19 protein-coding genes are annotated in these 21,459 nt (G+C 46.3%); 13 read left to right on the top strand and 6 right to left on the bottom strand.

What is annotated here, in order from left to right; translation table 11 throughout:
• Window positions 1-213: 213 nt before the first annotated feature.
• The 4 genes from fba to tkt form a co-directional block, all read right to left on the bottom strand.
• The gene (gene fba, locus OM978_RS13065; RefSeq protein WP_264342633.1) at window positions 214-1,278 is read right to left on the bottom strand and encodes a class II fructose-bisphosphate aldolase; all 1,065 of its coding nucleotides are present in this window, start codon (window positions 1,276-1,278) and stop codon (window positions 214-216) included.
• 139 nt (window positions 1,279-1,417) lie between these two features.
• The gene (locus OM978_RS13070) at window positions 1,418-2,602 is read right to left on the bottom strand and encodes a phosphoglycerate kinase (protein ID WP_264342634.1); all 1,185 of its coding nucleotides are present in this window, start codon (window positions 2,600-2,602) and stop codon (window positions 1,418-1,420) included.
• Window positions 2,603-2,776: 174 nt separating this feature from the next.
• Window positions 2,777-3,790, bottom strand: a complete 1,014-nt coding sequence (epd, locus tag OM978_RS13075) for an erythrose-4-phosphate dehydrogenase (RefSeq protein WP_264342635.1) — start codon at window positions 3,788-3,790, stop codon at window positions 2,777-2,779.
• Between the two features lie 68 nt (window positions 3,791-3,858).
• Entirely contained in the window at window positions 3,859-5,856 is a 1,998-nt protein-coding gene (gene tkt / locus OM978_RS13080; protein ID WP_264342636.1) for a transketolase, read from the bottom strand.
• Between the two features lie 352 nt (window positions 5,857-6,208).
• Here tkt and metK point away from each other — a divergent pair, with 352 nt between their 5' ends.
• The 12 genes from metK (at window position 6,209) to OM978_RS13140 (ending at window position 18,474) form a co-directional block, all read left to right on the top strand.
• Window positions 6,209-7,360, top strand: a complete 1,152-nt coding sequence (gene metK, locus OM978_RS13085; protein ID WP_264342637.1) for a methionine adenosyltransferase — start codon at window positions 6,209-6,211, stop codon at window positions 7,358-7,360.
• Between the two features lie 290 nt (window positions 7,361-7,650).
• Window positions 7,651-9,210, top strand: coding sequence for an AbgT family transporter (locus tag OM978_RS13090; protein ID WP_264342638.1), 1,560 nt, complete (start codon window positions 7,651-7,653; stop codon window positions 9,208-9,210).
• A 111-nt stretch (window positions 9,211-9,321) separates the two neighbouring features.
• A complete protein-coding gene (gene rsmE, locus OM978_RS13095; protein WP_264342639.1) occupies window positions 9,322-10,050 on the top strand; it encodes a 16S rRNA (uracil(1498)-N(3))-methyltransferase in 729 nt (242 codons plus the stop codon).
• Between the two features lie 23 nt (window positions 10,051-10,073).
• Window positions 10,074-11,042, top strand: a complete 969-nt coding sequence (gshB, locus tag OM978_RS13100) for a glutathione synthase (protein WP_264342640.1) — start codon at window positions 10,074-10,076, stop codon at window positions 11,040-11,042.
• 21 nt (window positions 11,043-11,063) lie between these two features.
• Window positions 11,064-11,621 carry a YqgE/AlgH family protein gene (locus tag OM978_RS13105; protein ID WP_264342641.1) on the top strand — a complete coding sequence of 186 codons (558 nt, stop codon included), beginning with the start codon at window positions 11,064-11,066 and terminating at the stop codon, window positions 11,619-11,621.
• Window positions 11,621-12,055: a Holliday junction resolvase RuvX gene (ruvX, locus tag OM978_RS13110; RefSeq protein WP_233078279.1), complete on the top strand. Its 435-nt coding sequence runs from the start codon at window positions 11,621-11,623 to the stop codon at window positions 12,053-12,055. Before OM978_RS13105 ends, ruvX begins: the two co-directional genes overlap by 1 nt.
• Window positions 12,045-12,305 carry a DUF1653 domain-containing protein gene (locus OM978_RS13115; RefSeq protein WP_264342642.1) on the top strand — a complete coding sequence of 87 codons (261 nt, stop codon included), beginning with the start codon at window positions 12,045-12,047 and terminating at the stop codon, window positions 12,303-12,305. The genes ruvX and OM978_RS13115 overlap by 11 nt, the downstream gene beginning before the upstream one ends.
• 137 nt (window positions 12,306-12,442) lie before the next feature.
• Entirely contained in the window at window positions 12,443-14,251 is a 1,809-nt protein-coding gene (locus OM978_RS13120; RefSeq protein ID WP_264342643.1) for a PAS domain-containing sensor histidine kinase, read from the top strand.
• A gap of 4 nt (window positions 14,252-14,255) precedes the next feature.
• Window positions 14,256-16,631 carry an EAL domain-containing protein gene (locus OM978_RS13125; RefSeq protein ID WP_264342644.1) on the top strand — a complete coding sequence of 792 codons (2,376 nt, stop codon included), beginning with the start codon at window positions 14,256-14,258 and terminating at the stop codon, window positions 16,629-16,631.
• A 114-nt stretch (window positions 16,632-16,745) separates the two neighbouring features.
• A complete protein-coding gene (locus OM978_RS13130; protein ID WP_264342645.1) occupies window positions 16,746-17,042 on the top strand; it encodes a nucleotidyltransferase domain-containing protein in 297 nt (98 codons plus the stop codon).
• Complete coding sequence (locus OM978_RS13135) at window positions 17,039-17,536, top strand: hypothetical protein (RefSeq protein WP_264342646.1); 498 nt, start codon at window positions 17,039-17,041, stop codon at window positions 17,534-17,536. The genes OM978_RS13130 and OM978_RS13135 overlap by 4 nt, the downstream gene beginning before the upstream one ends.
• 32 nt (window positions 17,537-17,568) lie before the next feature.
• A complete protein-coding gene (locus tag OM978_RS13140) occupies window positions 17,569-18,474 on the top strand; it encodes an FRG domain-containing protein (protein ID WP_264346946.1) in 906 nt (301 codons plus the stop codon).
• Window positions 18,475-18,527: 53 nt separating this feature from the next.
• Here OM978_RS13140 and OM978_RS13145 read toward each other — a convergent pair whose 3' ends face one another.
• Window positions 18,528-19,646 (bottom strand): PilT/PilU family type 4a pilus ATPase, encoded by a 1,119-nt coding sequence (locus OM978_RS13145; RefSeq protein WP_264342647.1) that lies wholly within the window; start codon window positions 19,644-19,646, stop codon window positions 18,528-18,530.
• 5 nt (window positions 19,647-19,651) lie between these two features.
• Window positions 19,652-20,716: a type IV pilus twitching motility protein PilT gene (locus OM978_RS13150; RefSeq protein ID WP_264342648.1), complete on the bottom strand. Its 1,065-nt coding sequence runs from the start codon at window positions 20,714-20,716 to the stop codon at window positions 19,652-19,654.
• A 42-nt stretch (window positions 20,717-20,758) separates the two neighbouring features.
• On the opposite strand from OM978_RS13150, the gene OM978_RS13155 reads away from it, so the two are divergent.
• Entirely contained in the window at window positions 20,759-21,448 is a 690-nt protein-coding gene (locus tag OM978_RS13155) for a YggS family pyridoxal phosphate-dependent enzyme (protein WP_264342649.1), read from the top strand.
• The last annotated feature ends 11 nt before the right edge of the window (window positions 21,449-21,459 follow it).

Raw genomic sequence — 21,459 nt, forward strand, 5'->3', positions numbered from 1 at the left:
GTAACCTGTTTTTGAAAGGCTATTTTTTGTAACAAAAGATAACCCGGTTAAAGGGTAAACCGCCCGCATCATTGCAGCAAACTCGCGGATTGTCAATATAACAACGACAGTCAACGATGACAGTTTTGTTGCAATTTACTTGCGATTTATACCCATTTTTTCTTAAGCAAAACAGAGGGCATTCCTCTATTAATAATCCATTAATTTTTTTGCTTATTTAATGTTCGGTGTTAATTTCCCCGACTCATACAACTTCACCATTTGCTCAAGAGAAATGGCTTTTATTTTTGATGCGTTGCCGGCAGTACCAAAAGCCAGATAACGATCCTTACAAATTTCAGTCATAGCTTTGACTGATTCCTGCAAATACTTACGGGGATCAAATTCCGCAGGGTTTTTCGCCATGTAACGGCGGATAGCTCCTGTCGAGGCTAAACGTAAGTCAGTATCTATATTGATCTTACGAACGCCATACTTAATCCCTTCCTGAATTTGTTCAACTGGCACACCATAAGTTTCAGGTATAGCTCCACCATACTCGTTGATGATAGCCAACCACTCTTGTGGCACAGAAGATGAACCGTGCATCACCAGATGGGTATCCGGGATACGGGCATGAATATCTTTAATGCGATCAATCGCCAGAATATCACCTGTAGGCGGGCGACTGAACTTATAGGCACCATGTGACGTACCGCAAGCTATAGCCAGCGCATCGACACCTGTCGCTTTGACAAACTGAGCCGCTTCTTCAGGATCAGTCAACATTTGGTCATGGCTTAGGATGCAATCTGCACCTATGCCATCTTCTTCACCTGCTGCGCCAGTTTCAAGCGAGCCTAAACAACCTAATTCGCCCTCTACTGAAACACCACAGGCATGCGCCATATCTACAACCCGACGCGTTATATCGGCATTGTAATCATAATCCATCGGTGTTTTACCATCAGTTCCTAAAGAACCATCCATCATCACCGAAGAAAAACCCAGCTGAATCGCCTGCTGACATATAGCGGCTGAGGTGCCATGGTCCTGATGCATCACCACTGGAATATGCGGGAATTCTTCCACGGCCGCCAGTATTAAATGACGCAAAAATGGAGCTCCGGCATATTTACGCGCACCTGCAGATGCCTGCACTATCACAGGACTGTCTGTTGCATCAGCGGCAAGCATGATGGCACGCATTTGTTCTAAGTTGTTGACGTTAAAAGCTGGTACTGCATAACCAAACTCAGCAGCGTGGTCCAACATTTGACGCATTGAAATCAGAGCCATGAGATCCTCTCTCTTTGTGTAGGGTAAGGGTTGTGTTTTAAAACCGCGGGCTCTGCTGTCACCTGAGGTGATCTTTAATTGCACAGAACCTACGGTCGTTCTCGTTTAGATTTTTGTAGTTATTTGTAATCTAACAGCTTTAGGCTGTGGTTTTGGCACGTTGTTCCAAAATTTCCACTGCTGGTAAGGTTTTACCTTCGAGGAATTCCAGAAATGCTCCGCCACCTGTAGAAATATAAGAAATTTTGTTAGCTAATTCATACTTATCAATAGCAGCTAAAGTATCGCCACCACCAGCTATAGAAAATGCCTGACTATCTGCAATGGCCAAAGCCAAAGCTTTGGTGCCTTGTTCAAATGAGGCAAATTCAAACACACCAACAGGGCCATTCCAGACAATAGTGCCGGCGTTTTTCAAAATGTCGACCAGAGCAGCACTGCTGTCAGGACCAATATCAAATACCATGTCGTCACTGCTGATGTCAGCAACAGACTTGGTGGCTGCCGGAGTGTCTTCAGCAAAAGCTTTGCCTGTCACTACATCTGTTGGCACAGGAATAGAACCACCGTTCGCTTTGGCTTGTGCCATTAAACGTTTCGCTTCTGGTATCAGGTCAATTTCAACCAGGGATTTACCGACTTGATAGCCCTGAGCCGCAATAAAGGTATTGGCGATACCACCACCGACAATCAACTGATCAACAATACCTGATAAAGACTCAAGCACTGTTAGCTTGGTCGATACTTTAGAGCCGCCTACAATAGCAACCAATGGGCGCTTCGGATTTTTAAGCGCTGCTGCTAATGCATCTAACTCGGCAGCCAACAAAGGACCAGCACATGCGATTGGCGCAAATTGTGCCACACCATGAGTAGTAGCCTGAGCTCGGTGTGCAGTACCAAAAGCGTCCATCACAAACACGTCACATAAAGCAGCAAGTTTTTTCGATAAGGTTTCGTCGTTTTTGCCTTCGCCTTTATTAAACCGCACGTTTTCAAACACAACCACTTCACCGGCATTCACTTCAACACCGTCCAGGTAGTCTTTAACCAGGCGCACAGGCACAGACAAAGCGGCATTTAAATAATCAACCACAGGCGCCATCGAAAACTCTTCAGCGTATACACCTTCATCAGGACGACCTAAGTGAGAACACACCATCACTTTGCCACCTTTTTTAAGCGCTAATTCAATAGTAGGAATAGCAGCTTTTAAACGTGCATCTGAGGTCACTTTTCCATTTTTAACAGGTACGTTTAAGTCTTCACGGATCAGTACCCGCTTCCCTGTTAAATCGACATCCGCCATCTTAATTACTGACATACCAGACTCCTGTGATTTGATTAATTTTATTCCCGTCGTACTTAAAGCTGCAGCTTTGTTGACTGCGCCATTTCGCCCCAGTCGCATAGGTTTACTATGCTTCTGGGGTCTTACTGGCTTGTCGCCGCCCTGCAACTCCAAGCTACTTGGGTATAAGTTCTAATTTAAATAAATTCAGACAAAACGCATCATAGCGCGGGTTGTGTCGATCATTCTGTTCGCAAAGCCCCATTCGTTGTCACACCAGACTAAACATTTCACTAAACGTTTGTGGCTGACCCGGGTTTGTGAGCCATCGACAATGCATGAATGCGCATCATGATTAAAATCGACGGACACCAGTGGCTCTTCGGTATAATCCAGAATACCAGCCAGCTCCCCTGCCCTTGCGCGCTGTAAGACCTGATTGATTTGAGTGACATCGACGTCCTGATGCAAAGTGACGCTTAAATCCATAGCCGTGACGTTCACTGTAGGCACACGTACAGCAATGGCTTCAAAACGACCAGCTAAATGCGGCATGATACGCTCAATACCGCGGGCTAACTTGGTATCGACCGGAATAATAGACTGACTGGCTGCCCGGGTACGGCGCAAATCAGTGTGATAGGCATCTATCACCTGCTGATCATTCATCGAGGCATGAATAGTAGTAATGGTGCCACTCTCTACACCAAAGTGCTGGTCCAGCACCTGGATCACCGGAACTATACAGTTGGTGGTGCAAGAACCCGCTGACACTACTGTCATCTCATCGGTCAGCAAATGCTGGTTAATGCCATAAATCACTGTGGCATCAATGTCTGCGTCTGCCGGGTGTGAAAACAATACTTTTTTTGCACCCGCATCTAAATGCAGCTGCGCATCGGCACGGCTATGAAACACACCGGTACATTCAAGCACTACATCGACTTCTAATTCGTGCCAGGGTAACTGGGCTGGATCGGCCTGACAGAACAGTGCTATAGCATCGCCATTGACCCGCAAACCTTCCGCAGTCAACTCAACCGGAAAACCAAAGCGACCATGCGAGGTATCGTATTTTAATAAGTGAGCTATACCTTTGGCGTCAGCCAACTCATTAATAGCGACCACCTTAACTTGCTCTGTTAAACCGCACTCGTACACGGCGCGCAGGATATTCCGACCTATACGGCCAAAGCCGTTAATTGCCACTTTAATGGTCATTGCTATTCAATTACCCGCTTCACACATTTACTGATTAAAAAAGAGGGGCCACAAGGCCCCTTTTCATTTTACGCTAATAACTCATTGGCCGCAGCAACCACAGCGGCAGTGGTAATTCCAAAGTGTTCAAACAGCTGTTCAGCCGGAGCCGATTCACCAAAGCTGTCCATGCCAATGATTTTACCTGTCAGGCCAACATATTTGTACCAGCTGTCTTTAATACCGGCTTCCACAGCAACACGTTTAGTCACTGCTGCAGGCAATACAGATTCACGGTACTGTGCACTTTGCGCTTCAAATACATCGGTGGAAGGCACTGACACAACGCGTACTTTGCGGCCAGCAGCGGTTAATTGATGATAAGCCTGTACTGCAAGCTCAACTTCAGAACCTGTGGCAATCAGAATAAGTTCTGGCGCGCCTACAGAATCCAGCAACACATAACCGCCTTTACGCACATCAGCCAATTGCTGCGCTGTACGAGACTGTTGTATCAGATTCTGCCGGGTGAAAATTAAAGTACTTGGGCCTTCGGTGCGTTCAATAGCGGCTTGCCATGCCACAGCCGATTCCACTGCATCACAAGGACGCCAGTTCATCAGATTCGGCGTAACACGCAGCGAAGCTAATTGCTCAACAGGCTGGTGAGTCGGGCCATCTTCACCCAAACCAATAGAATCGTGGGTGTAGACAAAAATAACACGCTGTTTCATCAGCGCAGCCATACGCACGGCATTGCGGGCATATTCCATAAACATCAGGAAAGTAGCGCCGTATGGGATAAAACCACCGTGCAGGGCAATACCATTCATCATGGCTGACATACCAAACTCACGCACGCCGTAATACAGGTAATTGCCGCTGGCGTCTTCTGCAGTGACACCTTTAGATCCAGACCAAATCGTCAGGTTGGAGCCGGCTAAATCGGCTGAACCACCTAATAACTCAGGCAATAAAGGACCAAAAGCATTTAAGCTGTTCTGAGAGGCTTTACGGGTTGCAATAGACTGCGGATTGTCCTGCAGATGCTGAATATAAGCAGCAGATTTTTCTGCCCAATCTGCCGGTAAATCACCTGCCATACGACGTTTAAATTCAGCGGCCAGTTCAGGGTAAGCTTTGGCATAAGCAGCGAAGCTGTCATTCCAGCTGTGCTGAGCAGATGAACCTTTGGTTTTGCCGTCCCACTCTTGATAGATGTCTTGTGGAATGACAAAAGGAGCATGCTCCCAGCCTAAGTATTCACGCGCTGCGGCAATTTCAGCATCACCTAAAGGTGCGCCGTGGCAGTCGTGTGAGCCGGATTTATTCGGTGAGCCGTAACCAATAATGGTTTTGCAGCAAATTAAAGTAGGTTTGTCTGTGACAGCCCGGCCTTGTTCAATAGCGGCCTTAATAGCAACTGCATCATGTCCGTCCACACCAGCAATCACATGCCAACCGTAGGCTTCAAAACGTGCAGGCGTATTGTCGGTGAACCAGCCTTCAACATGACCATCAATAGAAATACCGTTGTCATCCCAAAATGCGACGAGCTTGCCTAAACCCAAAGTACCAGCCAATGAACAGGCTTCATGCGATACGCCTTCCATTAAGCAGCCGTCACCTAAAAAAGCGTAGGTGTGATGATCTACAATGTCATGACCCGGTTTATTAAACTGAGCAGCTAACGCCTTCTCAGCAATAGCCATACCCACAGCATTGGTAATACCCTGACCTAAAGGACCAGTGGTGGTTTCAACGCCTGGCGCATAGCCATATTCAGGGTGACCAGGAGTACGGGAGTGCAACTGACGGAATTGTTTTAAATCTTCAATGCCTAAATCATAACCAGAGAGATGCAACAGAGAATACAACAGCATAGAGCCGTGGCCATTAGACAACACAAAGCGGTCGCGGTTGGCCCAGCTTGGGTCTTGTGGATTGTGAATTAAATAATCGCGCCACAATACTTCAGCAATATCTGCCATGCCCATAGGGGCGCCCGGGTGACCTGATTTCGCTTTTTGCACTGCATCCATGCTCAAAGCACGAATGGCGTTAGCGAGTTGTTTACGAGATGGCATCTTCTCTCCTGCTTGATTGACTTTATATGACTTTGATCCAAGGGGTGGGGTTACCCGTACTCTTGCACTGCTCTTTTTTGTCTTTACTGGAGTGGCGGCTAAGTGGGTGAACGCTGTTTTTACATGGATACTGCAAAGCTGGGCTTATTTTCACAGAGCATCAGCCAAATCGCAAATTTTAATCCACACCAAAGCAAAGTTTTAACTCCATTGGCCGATACATTTGCAAGCTTTAGCATTAAAGACGTCCGGGCGGCAGAAAGTTCTGGCAATGACTTGCACCTTTCACTAAAATAGCCGCCCCAAATTACAGCGCCCAGGCGCGATAACAACCAACATGTGGAATACGTAAATGGCACAACACATTTTTACCTCTGAATCTGTTTCTGAAGGACATCCGGATAAAATCGCTGACCAGATCTCTGACGCGGTATTGGATGCCATTTTAGAACAAGATCCAAAAGCCCGTGTTGCTTGCGAAACCTTCGTAAAAACTGGCATGGTGTTAGTAGGTGGTGAAATCACTACCTCAGCCTGGGTCGATATCGAAGAGTTAACACGCAGCACTATCCGTGACATTGGTTACGTGCATTCAGATATGGGTTTTGATGCCAATTCCTGTGCCGTGTTAAGCGCAATTGGTAAGCAATCACCTGATATCAATCAAGGTGTGGATAAAAAAGATCCAAGTGAACAAGGTGCAGGCGACCAGGGTTTAATGTTTGGTTATGCCAGCAACGAAACTGATGTGTTAATGCCAGCCCCTATCACTTACTCACACCGTTTAGTACAACAACAAGCCAAAGTACGTAAAGATGGCACCTTAAGCTGGTTACGTCCTGATGCTAAATCCCAGCTGAGCTTTGTCTACGAAAACGGCAAACCAGTGGGTATAGATGCAGTGGTTTTATCCACTCAGCACTGTGACACCATTTCTACAGCCGACCTGCGTGAAGCTGTGATGGAACACATTATCAAGCCTGTGTTACCTGCAGAATGGCTGAGCAACAAAACTAAGTATTTCATTAACCCTACTGGCCGTTTTGTTATTGGTGGTCCTATGGGTGACTGTGGTTTAACAGGCCGTAAAATTATCGTAGACAGCTACGGTGGTATGGCGCGTCACGGTGGTGGTGCTTTCTCTGGTAAAGATCCATCCAAAGTAGACCGCTCAGCTGCTTATGCCGCGCGTTATGTGGCAAAAAACATTGTCGCAGCTGGTTTAGCTGAGCGTTGTGAAATTCAGGTGTCTTACGCTATAGGCGTGGCAGAACCTACCTCTATCAGTGTTGAAACTTTTGGCACCAGCAAGTTGAGCGAAGATCAACTGATTGCACTCATCCGCCGTCATTTCGATTTACGCCCTTATGGTCTGATCCAGATGTTGCAGTTAGAACGTCCTATTTACCGCGCTACAGCAGCCTACGGTCACTTCGGTCGCAATGAATTCCCATGGGAAAACACCGACAAAGCTGAAATTCTGCGCTCTGAAGCAAAAATCTAAGCTTTTGTTTTAAAATATAGAAAAACGTAAAAGGAGAGCTTAGCTCTCCTTTTTTATTCGCTGCCATCCTTGGCGCTCCCCCTCTGGGCCAACGCTCCGCATTGTTAAAAATCGTTCCTGACGATTTTTTATTCGCCGCCATCCCTGGCGCTCTCCCTAAGGGCCAGCTAAAGCTGTTAAAAATCGTTCCTGACGATTTTTTTAATTTACGGTTTTATTAAAGCAGGATAAGGTAAAACGGATAAAAAACAGTCACAGCAGATGACCTGCAACTACAACACGGAGTATCCATGACGTCCAGTGCCGTAAAAACATCCTGGCTCAATCGTAGCCTCAATGCCATAGAACGAATCGGTAATAAACTGCCAGACCCTGCCATCTTATTTGCTTTGCTGATGTTTTTTGTCTGGGGATTGTCATGGGCATTATCAGGTATCACTTTCACTGATATTGACCCTCGTACCGGCCAGCCTTTTCAGGTAAAAAACTTATTGGAAGGTGCGGCTTTTGCTGATTTTATGGCAAAAATGGTCAGTACTTTTGTCAGTTTCCCACCGCTAGGTGTAGTGCTGGTCGCTATGTTAGGTTTAGGTGTGGCTGAATACACAGGTTTTATCAACGCAGGTTTGCGTAGAATCTTAGCTGTGACGTCAAAACATTTATTAACCCCAGTGCTGATTGCCGTAGGTATTTTAAGCCATGTTGCAGTGGACGCTGGTTACGTACTGGTTATTCCGTTAGGTGCCGTGATTTTTTATGCAGCAGGCCGTCACCCACTAGCTGGTATAGCAGCTGCATTTGCCGGTGTATCCGGTGGTTTTGCCGCGACTTTATTTGTCCCCTCCAGCTTGGATCCGTTACTGGCGGGTTTAACTCAGGCTTCGGCCCGTTTATCTGCCGATCCAGCAGCAGCCAGTCTGGTGATTAACCCATTAAACAATTACTACTTCACCACTGCCTCAGTGGTACTGATTGTGATCGTAGGCTGGGTGCTGACCGATAAATTTGTTGAGCCGCGTCTGCAGCAAACTAAAGTCGATGGTGACCCAGAGCAGTTGCCTTCCATGGAGCCATTAAATGATGCAGAACGTAAAGGCTTGCGTTACGCGCTGCTGTCTATGCTGATTGCAGCCGCTGTGTTAGTGGTTGCCGTCTGGCCGGAAAGCTCAGCCTGGCGCTCCAGTACAGGTGAGCTTACAGCAGCCTCGGCGCCTTTGATGCAGTCGATAGTCGGCCTTATTTTTGTATTTTTCCTGTTGCCCGGCATTGTCTACGGTTATGCCTCTGGCAAAGTAAAAAACCACAGAGACGTAGTGCAAGGCATGAGTAAAGCCATGAGTGGTATGGGTTATTACATCGTCATGGCATTTTTCTGCGCTCAGTTTATTTTTGCCTTTGGTCAGTCCAACTTAGGTGCTTTACTGGCGATTAAAGGAGCTAACTTCCTGCAACAAATGAATTTCCCTATGGCAGTGAACCTGATTGGCCTGGTGCTGCTGACGGCTACTGTCAATCTGGTGATAGGCTCTGCTTCAGCTAAATGGGCTCTGATTGGCGCAGTCTTAGTTCCAATGCTGATGCAATTGGGTGTATCGCCGGATTTAACTCAGGCTGCTTATCGGGTTGGTGATTCGTCCACCAATATCATCACGCCATTAATGCCCTATTTCCCGCTGATTGTGGTGTTTTGCCAGAAGTATGTGAAATCTACAGGTATAGGTACTTTAGTCGCGCTGATGTTGCCTTATTCAATCACCTTACTGATTTGCTGGACCAGCTTTTTAATCCTGTTCTGGATGCTGGGCTTCCCTTTAGGTATTGGCTCCAGCTACGTCTACCCTGCGCCTTAAACTGCCGTTTTTAATGGCTTGTGATGCAGAATCTTGCATCACAAGCCATACCCAGCCCCGCTTTTGCCTGCTACCATAGACACTTTCCAAAGTGCTTAAGAAGCTATTTTTATGCGTATTCCCAGAATTTATCAGCCTGGTGTGATTTCATTGCAGCAGGAATTTGCCCTGGCCGAAGACGGTGCCAACCATATAGGCCGTGTGTTACGGATGCAGGCGGGTGACGAGCTCTGTTTGTTTAACGGTGACGGCCAGAATTATCAGGCACTGATCACTGCGGTTGAAAAAAAACAGCTGTTGGTCAAAGCCATCAGCGCAGCCGATAACCCGGTCGAATCGCCCCTCAAACTGCATTTAGGTCAGGGTATTTCCCGTGGTGACCGCATGGATTTTGTTATTCAAAAAGCGGTTGAACTGGGCGTTACTGAAATCACCCCGCTTTTTACTGAGCGTTGTGGCGTAAAACTGGATGCAGAGCGTCTGGCTAAACGCACAGAACAATGGCAAAAAATTGCGATAGCCGCCTGTGAGCAGTCAGGTCGTAGTGTAGTGCCACTTGTGCATAGTGCTTTGCAGCTTCACAAATGGCTGGCGCAGGAAACAAAAGATTTAAAGTTGACCTTGGATCCATGGACTTCAGACTCCATTAAGACCATAACAGGTAGTCAGGCAATTCGTTTAGTCATAGGTCCTGAAGGGGGTTTTACTGACTCTGAAGTGGCCCAAACTAGAGAAGCAGGTTTTATGGCCGTTCGTTTAGGCCCGCGGGTATTACGTACAGAAACGGCGGCCTTAACCGCCATCAGCGCATTACAGTTACAATTTGGTGATCTGGCCTGAAGCAGATCCAAACAGGAGTGAAGATGATTAAATTAGGCATAGTGATGGACCCTATCGCGGACATCAATATCAAAAAAGACTCCAGTTTTGCCATGTTATTGCAAGCTCAGTCCCGTGGTTATCAGCTGCATTATATGGAAATGAGTGATCTGTACTTAATAGAAGGTCAGGCACGCGCCCGTACCCGTTTGTTGTCTGTGCAGCAAAATGGTGAACACTGGTATGATTTTGGTGGCGCACAGGACATCGCATTATCCGACTTAGACGTGATCTTAATGCGTAAAGATCCTCCTTTTGACACTGAATTTATTTACGCCACTTACATTTTAGAAAGAGCAGAAGACCAAGGCACACTGATTGTAAATAAACCACAGAGCCTGCGCGATGCAAACGAAAAGCTCTACACAGCCTGGTTTGCTGAACATACGCCAAAAACTCTGGTTACCCGCGATGCTGCACGCTTGAAAGCCTTTTACCAGCAAGAGCAGGACGTGATTTTAAAACCTCTGGATGGTATGGGCGGCGCCTCCATTTTTCGTTTAAAACCGGACGATGCCAATGTCAGTGTCATTATTGAAACCCTGACAGAACATGGTAGTCGTTATGCCATGGCACAACGCTTTATTCCTGAAATTAAAGACGGTGATAAACGTGTGCTGGTGGTGAACGGCGAACCTGTGCCTTATTGCTTAGCCCGTATTCCGGCCAGTGGTGAAACGCGCGGTAACTTAGCCGCAGGTGGCCGTGGTGAAGCTCGTCCTTTAACCGAAAGCGACTGGGCTATTGCCCGTGCTGTTGGCCCCACGCTGAAAGCAAAAGGCCTGATTTTTGTTGGCCTTGATATTATTGGTGACCGGCTGACTGAAATTAATGTCACAAGCCCAACCTGCATCCGCGAAATTGAAGCGGCCTTTCCGGTGAATATCACTGGCATGTTATTTGACCAGATTGAACTACTGTTAAAGCAGAATCAGTTGCCAAAGCAAAACTAAATCAGGTCCTAAGGCGGTTATATGGACAATTTCCAGAATCATTTATTGATTGCAATGCCGGGTCTTGACGACCCGATGTTTAAACGCAGTGTCACTTATATTTGTGAGCACAATGCGGAAGGTGCCATGGGCATTGTGATTAATCACCCCATGCCGGTTAAAGTGACCGAGCTGTTGAGCCAGTTGCAGATTGAACACGATATAGAAAGCCGTGCAGCTAAAGCTCATGTTTGTGCGGGCGGCCCTGTGCAAAGTGATAGGGGTTTTGTGTTGCACACGCCAAAAGATGGCTACACCAGCAGTATGCGACTGAACAACGACCTGATGGTCACCACCTCACGCGATATTTTAGAAAAACTGACGACAGAAGATGCACCGGAAAAGTTTATTCTGGCCTTAGGTTATGCAGGCTGGAGCGCTGGTCAACTGGAAAAAGAAATGGCAGAAAATAGCTGGCTGATGATCCCGGCCGACAACAACATTATTTTTGAAATGAGCCATGCCGAAAAATGGCAAGGCGCAGCACATGCCATGGGCATAGAAGTCTGGCAATTAAGCCCAGAAGCAGGTCACGCCTGATGAGTAGTAGCGTAACAGTCTTAGCTTTTGACTATGGTTTAAAAAGTATCGGTGTGGCTGTAGGTCAAAGCATGACTGGCACAGCCACTATGCTCAAAGCCTTAAAAGCTCAGGACGGTATTCCAAACTGGGATCTAATCGAAGCCTTAATCAAAGAATGGCAACCTAAGCTGTTGGTGGTAGGTTTACCTTTAAATATGGACGGCACAGAACAGCCTTTTACCGCTCGCGTACATAAGTTTGTCAATCGTCTGCATGGCCGTTATGGTCTGCAGGTGAAAACGCAGGATGAACGTTTAACCACGGTAGACGCCCGTTCACAGTTGTTTGCTGAAGGTGGCTTTAAAAAACTCAGCAAAGAGTTGGTCGATAGCCTTTCTGCCAAACTGATTTTAGAAAGCTGGTTTGAAAACGGCGGCGCTTATGGCGATTAAAACCGGCTTCTATCGCCACTACAAAGGCCCTTTGTATCAGGTGCTGTCACTGGTACGGCACAGCGAAACCGATGAAGAGCTGGTGTTATACCGCGCTTTATACGGTGACTTTGGCTTATGGGTGCGGCCACTGGAGATGTTTATCAGCAATGTTGAAGTTGCAGGTGAACTGGTCCCCCGCTTTAGTTTTGTTTCTGAACAAGCTCCTGCAGAATTGGGCGTTTTACCTGCATTACCCCCTCTACTCTGATCTGTCTGGGCTTGGAACACCTAAGTCGTCTATAGCACCTTAGCCCCGCACCAGGGGCTTTTTTGTTTTTTCTTACCGCCTTGATAAAACAAGCACTTGTGTCTAAGTTCAAAACATAGCATTTAAGGCGTACTGACATGGAATCAAGTTCTGAACTAAAAGCTCTGGCGCTGGATGCGCTTAGTCACACCCTGCCAACTGGTATTGCAGTGTTAGACAAATCCTTTCGTTATATCAGCATCAACTCTATTTTGGCCGAATTTAACGGTGTTGCGATAGAGCAGCATTTAGGTCGTACAGTGGCGCAAGTATTGCCCACTCTGGCCGAAACCATTATGCCGCTGCTGGAGCAAGTACGGGATACAGGCAAAGCTTTATTGAACTTCAGCGTGCCCGGAGATAACAGCAACAACGCCGAACAGTCGCAATGGTCTGGTTCCTATATTCCACTCTTCAATAACGAACAACAGTTTTGTGGCATAGCAGTGGTTGCGCTGAACAGCACTATGGATTGGTTTGTGCAGCAAACCCGTAAAGATGATTTAGATCGCTTGCGGAAAATTCTCGACAATATGTTTACTTTTGTTGGTATTTTGTCGCCGGACGGTACCTTACTGGACTCCAACAGCCCGCCATTAATGCTGGCTGGTTTAACTCTGGACCAGGTCCGTAATAAAAAATTCTGGGACTGCTTCTGGTGGCAACACGATACTGAATCGTCCAAACGTATAGAAAAAGCAGTGGAAGACGCCAGAGCCGGCATTATCAGCCGTTTTGATATTACAGCTCAGATGAAAGACGACGTCGTTATCATCGATTTTATGCTGGCTCCGGTTTATGACGATAATCAGCAGCTGAGTTTTCTGGTGCCCTCTGGCATTGAAATCACCAGTAGAAAACGCAGCGAGCAGGAATTGCAGGACAGCGAAACGCGGTTTCGCCGTGTGTTTGACAGCACTGCGGATGGGCTGGTCTCTATTGACTCTCAGGGATTTATTACGCTGGCCAATACCAGAGCCCTACAAATGTTTGGCTATGAAGCAGGCCAGCTCACAGGCCAACCTATAGAGATTTTGTTACCACAACGATACCAGCAGCATCACCCTAAATTACGTCAGGGCTTTATGCTCGCCCCTACCACCAGACCCATGGGGCAACACAGAGAATTGTATGCAAAACGCAAAGACAACTCTGAGTTTCCGGTAGAAATAGGCTTAACCTATCTTGAAGGCGATAAAAAAGCCGCTGTGCTCGCGACCATCACCGATGTATCGGCAGCAAAAGCGGCACAACAAAACCTGCAGGGCATTATTGATGAAAAAACAACCTTACTCGCTGAACGCACCTTATTACTCAACGAAGTTCACCACAGAGTGAAAAACAATCTGCAGATTGTCTCTAGCTTGCTAAGTTTACGGTCTCGCGGCGCAACGCCTGAATTAAAACAAGTGCTACTGGAGAGTCAGCTACGGGTTCGCACCATGGCACTGACTCACCAGTTACTTTACGAAAAACGTGATTTTTCTTCAGTACCTCTGGCTAATTATTTACGGCAACTTTGCCAGTTAGTCAGGCAAACCCTGACTAACGCCGACTTTATCCACTTTGATTTTGCAGAAATGGACGAACAGATAGTACTGGCGCTTGAACAGGCCATTCCTTGCGGATTATTAGCCACTGAAATACTGACCAACAGCATTAAACATGCCTTTCCAGACCACCAAAAAGGCAAAGTTACTCTGGCCTTAACGCAACGAGAAAACAAAATAACACTGGAAATAAGCGATAACGGCATAGGCTTGCCTGCAAGTATTGAATTAGGTCAGGGCAACTCTTTGGGCATGCAATTGATACCGGCCTTTATTTCGCAATTAGGCGCTCAGATCGAACTTAGCCGATATCAGGGCACCCTCTATTCCATTCATTTTTCATCAGCCAGGGAATAAGGTTATGCAGAGTAATATTCTGATTGTTGAGGACGAGTATGTCGTTTCCCTGGACTTAAAAAGTACTCTGGAAGACTTGGGGCACAGAGTGACTGGCACAGTAGCACGAGGTGAAGATGTGGTGGCAAGAGCTATGGAATATCCGCCGGATCTGGTGCTGATGGATATTCAACTGGCAGATAAAATGCGAGGTACTGAAGCCGCTGAACAGTTAAAAAAACAAATGGATGTGCCGGTTATTTTTCTGACCGCTTTCTGTGATGAAAATGTACTGGAGCAGGCCGAAAAGTCTTTTCCACACGGTTATCTGATCAAACCTTTTGACCGCCGTGAACTGGAGGCTAGCATTCGCATGGCGCTGATCAGACATCAGGCTGAATTGAAAGTCCGTCGCTCAGAGCAGCGGCTGCAACTGACATTGAGTGCAGCAAAAATGAGTCACTGGCAACTGGATTTATCCACAGACCAATTAGAAATAGACCGCAACTTTTACGACGAGCAACAGGCCTATGCCCCACAATCAGGAGGTTTTTTACAGTTAAAAGCTATGCTAGCTGGTGATGAACATCAACGCTTGTCGCGGCTTTTTGCCCGCAAACGGGACTTTAATGCAGTATTTATGTCAGCTCAGAGCAAGCCGCAGCGCTACATAGAATTGTTTGGGCATTTTCAGACCTCGCAGAATCAACACCTGATCAGCGGAATACTGCGAGATGTGACTCACAAACAAAAAGAAGAACTGCAACTCCGTCAGGCCAGTACTGTTTTTAAAACCACATCAGAAGCCATTTTAGTCTTGGACGAAGCAGGTAGAGTGCTATCGGTAAACCCGGCTTTTAGTCTGGTGACAGGTTACCGTGAAACCGAAGTGCAAGGTCTGCAACCGGATGATTTTTTATACCCTCAGCAACTGACATCTCCTGTTTCTATCCGATTACAGGAATTGAGTTCCAGTCACTGGAGCGGAGAAGTGGAGTGCAAGCGCAAAGATGGCTCACATTTTCCCGCCTGGCAGCACCTGTGTAAAGTGCGTTCACCAATGACCAAAGGCGCTATAAGCCATTATGTAGTGATGTTCTCTGATATCTCTGCGCTGCGCCGTGCCGAGGAAAATCTGGCCACACTAGCATTTAGCGATCATTTAACCGGGCTTGGCAATCGCGTCAAGCTTGAGAAAATGTTGAAAACAGAACTGGTCAGGGCCAACAGAAACCAAAGCATGTTAGGTATTTTGTATTTGGATTTAGATGGTTTTAAGCTGGTGAACGACACCTTGGGTCATCATGCTGGTGATTTATTACTGCAAGAAGTCGCCAAACGTATTTGCCAGCTCACCCGGGCCGGAGATGTGGCCACTCGTGTAGGAGGTGATGAGTTTGTACTGGTGGTACCCGATATTCATCATCCATCCGATTGCCTGCGTATCGCTGACAAAATATTGCATACCTTAGCTCAGGATATTTCATTGCAGGACAATATAGTGAATGTCTCTGCCAGCATAGGTATTGCCTGCTATCCGGACGACGCGACCAGCTATGAAGAACTGCTGAAATGCGCTGATTTGGCTATGTTTGCAGCCAAAGACGACGGCAGAAACAGATTCACTTTTTTTAACCCTTTGATGGCGGAAAAAACCAAACTTAGGGTTCAAATTGAAAAAGATTTGAAAACAGCCCTGTATAAAACCAGCGAGTTATTAATGTATTACCAGCCGATAGTGCGTATCCGGGATGAAGAGCTGAGAGGTTTTGAAGCACTGATCCGCTGGGCTCATCCCACTATGGGTTTCATCCCACCGGACCGTTTTATAAAAGTGGCTGAACAAAGCAGCTTGATTAACGAAGTTGGCGATTGGGTGCTGCAGCAAGTGTTTAAAGACATCGCAGGGCTAATACAGCGTTATGGTATGGATATTACTGTTTCTATCAATCTGTCGGTACGGCAGTTAGAAGATCAACTGCTGGCAGAGAAAATCAGACTGTTGGCAACCCGGTTCAGCATATCTTTGTCTTTGATTTATTTTGAAATTACCGAAACAGCCCTGAGTCAGAGCCAAAGTATGCTCTGCACGCTGGAGCAATTACGTGCTTTGGGTGCCCGTATCTCAGTGGACGATTTTGGCACAGGCTATTCATCCTTGAGTCGTCTGCGTGAATTGCCTATTGATTGCTTAAAAATTGACAGAGCCTTTGTTGCCAGTCTGGAACACGATCGCAGCAGCACGGAGATTGTCCGCGCCATCTGCGCTTTAGGCAAAGCCTTAGAGCTGACCATTATCGCCGAAGGGGTAGAAACCCCGGCGCAATATCAGATTTTAAAAGAGATAGGTTGTGACAAAGCACAGGGCTATTTGTTTGGCAGACCAGGGCCACTGAGTTAAATTTTTCGATTGGCCAAGACTCAAACAAACCTAAGTAACACAAGGCAAGGCTAGTCCTGCTAAGCACAGAGCGCTATACTCTCTATTAATCAATGCATTAATCGGACTTTTAGTGTGCGACTGACTCCCTATGAAATAAAAAGCATCAAGGCTTGCGTAAAAAAAGTCCTTGGGCCTGATGCAACAGTCAGTTTATTTGGCTCCCGAACCGACGATACAAAATCAGGAGGCGATATTGACCTTTTGGTGCAAAGTTTGTTTGCCATTGATAATCCGGCCATGACAGCAGCACGCATAGAGGCGGAGATCATTATGACTCTGGGCGACCAAAAAATAGATGTTCTACTTAAAGCTCCAAATCTTGCAATCCAGCCAATTCATCAGATTGCCGAACAGGGAATTTTGTTATGACGTTAAATCAGGATGAGCAACTGCGGTTGGCGTTTTTAATCCGCGTGATTAAAAAAGAACAACAGCATTTGCTGCAAACCGATGCCCGCCTTTTCATTACTCCACTAACAATACAGCAGTTAGCTGATCTGGAACAAAACATTAGTCTTGCGGAACAACTGGACGCCTTTGCAAGTCGTTTTGGCCGCTTGCAGGACAATGTAGGTGACAAGTTGTTACCTGCGGTATTAATTGCTTTAGGTGAAAAAAAAGGACCAGTCCTCGACAACTTGCATAAAGCCGAGCAATTTGGTTGGCTCAATTCATCCACCGACTGGATTGCTGCCCGTCAACTTCGTAATAAAATGGTACATGAATACATTGAAGATCCGGAACTGCTGGCCACTTCGTTTAATACAGCGCATCAATATATTCCGCTACTTCAAACCTTTGCTCAGCAATTAATTGAAGCTGTGGAATCTCGGGGACTTGCTTTTACTCAGGATAAGAAATAAATAGTTTAAAGTTAAGTTGGGGCAATAAATTGATGGAAGACAAATGCATTATAGACAGCATCAGTACTCTTCTGAGTTCGCTTAGCAACCTTTCAGCTAAATCACAGGATTTCACTTATTTTTTCAGGGGCCACAGCGACGAAACCTGGCCTTTAAAACCGTCCATTTACAGGGATCAAAAGTGGATATCAAATGAACACCGAATAGTGCGTGAAATGCTTATGCGCTGCCCTCAAGATTTCGCTGGCATGCCCAGTAGTTTTGAAAAATTGGTGAAGATGCAACACTATGATTTACCAACCCGACTGCTCGATGTGACTGAAAACCCTTTGATTGCGCTTTATTTCGCATGTTTAGGTGGGAGCGCTGATGGTGAGATTCTCTGTTTTAAAATCCCCAAAAAAGAAATCAAATACTATGACAGTGACACTGTAAGCCTGATCGCGAATCTTTCATGGCTAGACAAGAATTTTGAGATTGAAGATCAATATTCATCATCGCCTACGAGTTTTCATAATCCCAGAAATCCACATGCAGGTAAATTGCTTCAGACCATAAGACAAGAGAAACCTTCTTTTCTGCAACAGATTAACCCTAAAGATCTGAAGCAGGTTTTGTGCGTTAAACCAAAGATGGACAACCCAAGGGTCATCCGGCAAGACGGTTCGTTTTTCCTTTTTGGGATGAAAAAACTCAAAAATGAGCTTGCGGACATACCATCAGAATGGCAGTTTTATCCAAACGGCCAACCTTTGATAGTGAGAAATTCGAAAAAATCAGATTTATTAAATCAATTGAGCACTTTTGGAATATCAGGAGCAAAACTTTTCCCTGAAACCGATAAGGTTGCACAGTACTTAAAAAGCGACTTTGGTTTTACTGAAGAGACATTCGTCTCAAAAGAGCAAAAAATGGCGCGAGCCCCAAGAGCCGGTTGAAAAACGCCGAAAACCGGCAGGTACAAACCTGCCAGTTTAGTCATTCAACCCCATTAATCATTATCCGTTAAACCCGCCACTGTCACACCAGACAATAAACCTGAGCCTGTTGTGCCTTCCTGCAGTTTCATCATCAAGCGTAAATCGTTTGGTGAGTCGGCATAATGCAGCGCGTCGGCGTAGCTGATTTGAGCAGCTTTGTATAATTCGTACAACGCCTGATCAAAGGTTTGCATACCCAGCTCGCGGGATTTGCCCATCACAGCTTTAATTTCACCTATCTCGCCACGTTTAATCAGGTCGGCAATTAGTGGTGAATTTAACAGTACTTCAATAGCAGCCACCCGCTTTTTACCATCTGTAGTTGGTACCAGTTGTTGAGCAACTATGGCACGTAAATTTAGTGATAAATCAAACAACAGCTTGCCGTGTTTTTCTTTTGGCACCAAATGCATAATACGATCAATGGCCTGGTTGGCATTGTTGGCATGTAATGTAGCTATACATAAGTGACCGGTTTCAGCAAAAGACAGAGCATATTCCATGGTGTCCTGGCTGCGGATTTCGCCTATTAAAATCACATCAGGTGCCTGACGTAACGAGCTTTTCAGCGCCGCTTCAAAGGATTCGGTATCTATCCCCACTTCACGCTGAGTCACCAGGCTTTTTTGGTGATCGTGCACAAATTCAATCGGATCTTCGATAGTTAAAATATGACCACGGGCATTTTGGTTGCGATAGCCAAGTAATGCCGCAAGCGAGGTAGATTTACCCGCGCCTGTGCCGCCCACAAATAACACCAGCCCCCGTTTAGACATAATGATGTCTTTTAATACGGGCGGCAGGCCTAAATCGTCTGCTTTTGGAATAGTAGTAACGATACGGCGCACCACCATGCCAGCCTGATCCCGCTGCCAGAAGGCTGATACCCGAAAACGCCCGGCGTCATTGGCAATAGCGAAGTTACATTCTTTATCCTGCTGAAACTGGGCTTGTTGTTTTGGCGTCATAGCAGATAACACCAACGCCAGTGATTGCTCAGAGTCCAGCACTTGTTCGGCTATCGGCTGCATCTCGCCGTTAATTTTGGCGGATGCCGCAAGGCCAGCCGTAATAAATAAATCCGAAGCACCAGCAGCCACCATTTTGTGTAAATAATCAACCAAAGTCATAGCAACTACCCCATCCGGCCCATAGAGCCCATGCTGTTAAAGGAGTTTTTATCCTGGGCTTTAGCCAACGCATCTTTTTGATTAATGGTTCCTCGGTTTACAAGATTAATCAGGCATTGATCCATAGTTTGCATACCATGAGAGGCACCGGTTTGGATCACCGAATACATCTGGGCAATTTTATCTTCACGAATTAAGTTTCGAATGGCCGGAACCCCCAGCATAATTTCATGTGCTGCTACCCTGCCACCGCCATTTTTCTTCAACAACGTTTGTGAAATAACAGCTCTGAGCGACTCAGACAACATAGAACGCACCATGGCTTTTTCTTCACCCGGGAATACGTCAATAATCCTGTCTATGGTTTTTGGTGCCGAGGTGGTGTGCAAAGTGCCAAACACCAAATGACCCGTTTCAGCTGCTGTCATTGCCAGACGAATAGTTTCTAAATCCCGCAACTCGCCCACCAAAATTACATCAGGGTCTTCACGCAAGGCTGAGCGCAAGGCATTGCTGAAACTATGAGTATCACGGTGCACTTCACGCTGGTTAATTAAACTCAGCTTATTCTGGTGCACAAATTCAATAGGGTCTTCTATCGTCAGAATATGATGGTTTTTGGTGGTGTTGATGTAGTCAATCATCGCCGCCAAAGTAGTAGATTTACCTGAGCCTGTAGGACCAGTCACCAGCACCAGGCCACGAGGATTGTCAGAAATACTTCGAAATACTTCAGGTGCATTTAAATCTTCAAGACTTAATACATCACTTGGAATGGTACGAAATACAGCAGCAGCACCGCGGTTTTGCACAAACGCATTGACACGAAAACGCGCTAAACCCGGCACTTCAAAAGAAAAATCGGATTCGAGCTTTTCTTCGTATTCTTTACGCTGACGGTCATTCATAATGTCGTACACCAAAGAGTGCACTGCTTTATGGTCTAAAGCCGGAATATTTAAACGTCGCACATCCCCATCCACCCGGATAAGTGGCGGTACACCGGCCGATAAATGCAGATCCGAGGCTTTATGTTGCACACTAAAGGCGAGTAATTCGGTAATATCCATGGTGGAAAGCACTCCAAAGCAAGGGCTACAAACAGAGTTGATATGACAAACAACATAGCAGAAGCGTTGAAATCAGCCTACAACGCCATCACAGAATTTCAGACAAAACAGCAATTAAACCAACAAAGTCGCCTTATTGCGGTGAGTAAAACCAAACCTGCAGCCTCTGTCGCAACAGCCTATCAGGCAGGTCAACGCGCTTTTGGTGAGAACTATGTGCAGGAACTGGTCAGTAAAGCAACAGAACTGCATCAGCTTGACGGCATAGAGTGGCATTTTATTGGCCCTATTCAGTCGAATAAAACCAAAGACATAGCGCTTTATGCCGACTGGGTTCACAGCATTGACCGTTTAAAAATTGCTGAACGTTTATCAGCACAGCGCCCTTCGGATAAAACACCACTGCAGGTGCTGCTGCAGGTCAATATCAGCGGCGAAGAGTCCAAATCAGGCATAAACCCTGCTGATTTAATGAATTTAGCAACTCAAGTCGCCAAATTGCCACAACTTACACTCAAAGGCTTAATGGCTATTCCAGAGCCAGGCAAAGGCGCTGAAGCTTTTGCGCAAATGCAAAAGCTGTCACTGCAATTGCAACAACAACATCCTGATGCAAAAGAACTTTCCATGGGCATGTCAGATGACTGGCAAGACGCTCTGCGCTTTGGTTCTACTATGATAAGATTAGGCACGGCCATTTTCGGAGCCAGGGAAACAAATTCGCATGAATGAAAATATTGACA

Origin of the sequence: Rheinheimera sp. MM224, from assembly GCF_947090785.1 — a bacterium.
Taxonomy (GTDB): domain Bacteria; phylum Pseudomonadota; class Gammaproteobacteria; order Enterobacterales; family Alteromonadaceae; genus Pararheinheimera.

What these genes read in the sequence shown, in the direction of transcription:
- OM978_RS13135 (WP_264342646.1), top strand. Translation starts at nt 17,039, where the DNA reads ATGACGTTAAATCAGGATGAGCAACTGCGGTTGGCGTTTTTAATCCGC.
- fba (WP_264342633.1), bottom strand. Translation starts at nt 1,278, where the DNA reads ATGGCTCTGATTTCAATGCGTCAAATGTTGGACCACGCTGCTGAGTTT.
- epd (WP_264342635.1), bottom strand. Translation starts at nt 3,790, where the DNA reads ATGACCATTAAAGTGGCAATTAACGGCTTTGGCCGTATAGGTCGGAAT.
- OM978_RS13115 (WP_264342642.1), top strand. Translation starts at nt 12,045, where the DNA reads ATGGCGATTAAAACCGGCTTCTATCGCCACTACAAAGGCCCTTTGTAT.
- OM978_RS13090 (WP_264342638.1), top strand. Translation starts at nt 7,651, where the DNA reads ATGACGTCCAGTGCCGTAAAAACATCCTGGCTCAATCGTAGCCTCAAT.
- OM978_RS13140 (WP_264346946.1), top strand. Translation starts at nt 17,569, where the DNA reads ATGGAAGACAAATGCATTATAGACAGCATCAGTACTCTTCTGAGTTCG.
- ruvX (WP_233078279.1), top strand. Translation starts at nt 11,621, where the DNA reads ATGAGTAGTAGCGTAACAGTCTTAGCTTTTGACTATGGTTTAAAAAGT.
- rsmE (WP_264342639.1), top strand. Translation starts at nt 9,322, where the DNA reads ATGCGTATTCCCAGAATTTATCAGCCTGGTGTGATTTCATTGCAGCAG.
- OM978_RS13105 (WP_264342641.1), top strand. Translation starts at nt 11,064, where the DNA reads ATGGACAATTTCCAGAATCATTTATTGATTGCAATGCCGGGTCTTGAC.
- tkt (WP_264342636.1), bottom strand. Translation starts at nt 5,856, where the DNA reads ATGCCATCTCGTAAACAACTCGCTAACGCCATTCGTGCTTTGAGCATG.
- OM978_RS13150 (WP_264342648.1), bottom strand. Translation starts at nt 20,716, where the DNA reads ATGGATATTACCGAATTACTCGCCTTTAGTGTGCAACATAAAGCCTCG.
- OM978_RS13145 (WP_264342647.1), bottom strand. Translation starts at nt 19,646, where the DNA reads ATGACTTTGGTTGATTATTTACACAAAATGGTGGCTGCTGGTGCTTCG.
- OM978_RS13070 (WP_264342634.1), bottom strand. Translation starts at nt 2,602, where the DNA reads ATGTCAGTAATTAAGATGGCGGATGTCGATTTAACAGGGAAGCGGGTA.
- OM978_RS13125 (WP_264342644.1), top strand. Translation starts at nt 14,256, where the DNA reads ATGCAGAGTAATATTCTGATTGTTGAGGACGAGTATGTCGTTTCCCTG.
- OM978_RS13155 (WP_264342649.1), top strand. Translation starts at nt 20,759, where the DNA reads ATGACAAACAACATAGCAGAAGCGTTGAAATCAGCCTACAACGCCATC.
- metK (WP_264342637.1), top strand. Translation starts at nt 6,209, where the DNA reads ATGGCACAACACATTTTTACCTCTGAATCTGTTTCTGAAGGACATCCG.
- gshB (WP_264342640.1), top strand. Translation starts at nt 10,074, where the DNA reads ATGATTAAATTAGGCATAGTGATGGACCCTATCGCGGACATCAATATC.
- OM978_RS13120 (WP_264342643.1), top strand. Translation starts at nt 12,443, where the DNA reads ATGGAATCAAGTTCTGAACTAAAAGCTCTGGCGCTGGATGCGCTTAGT.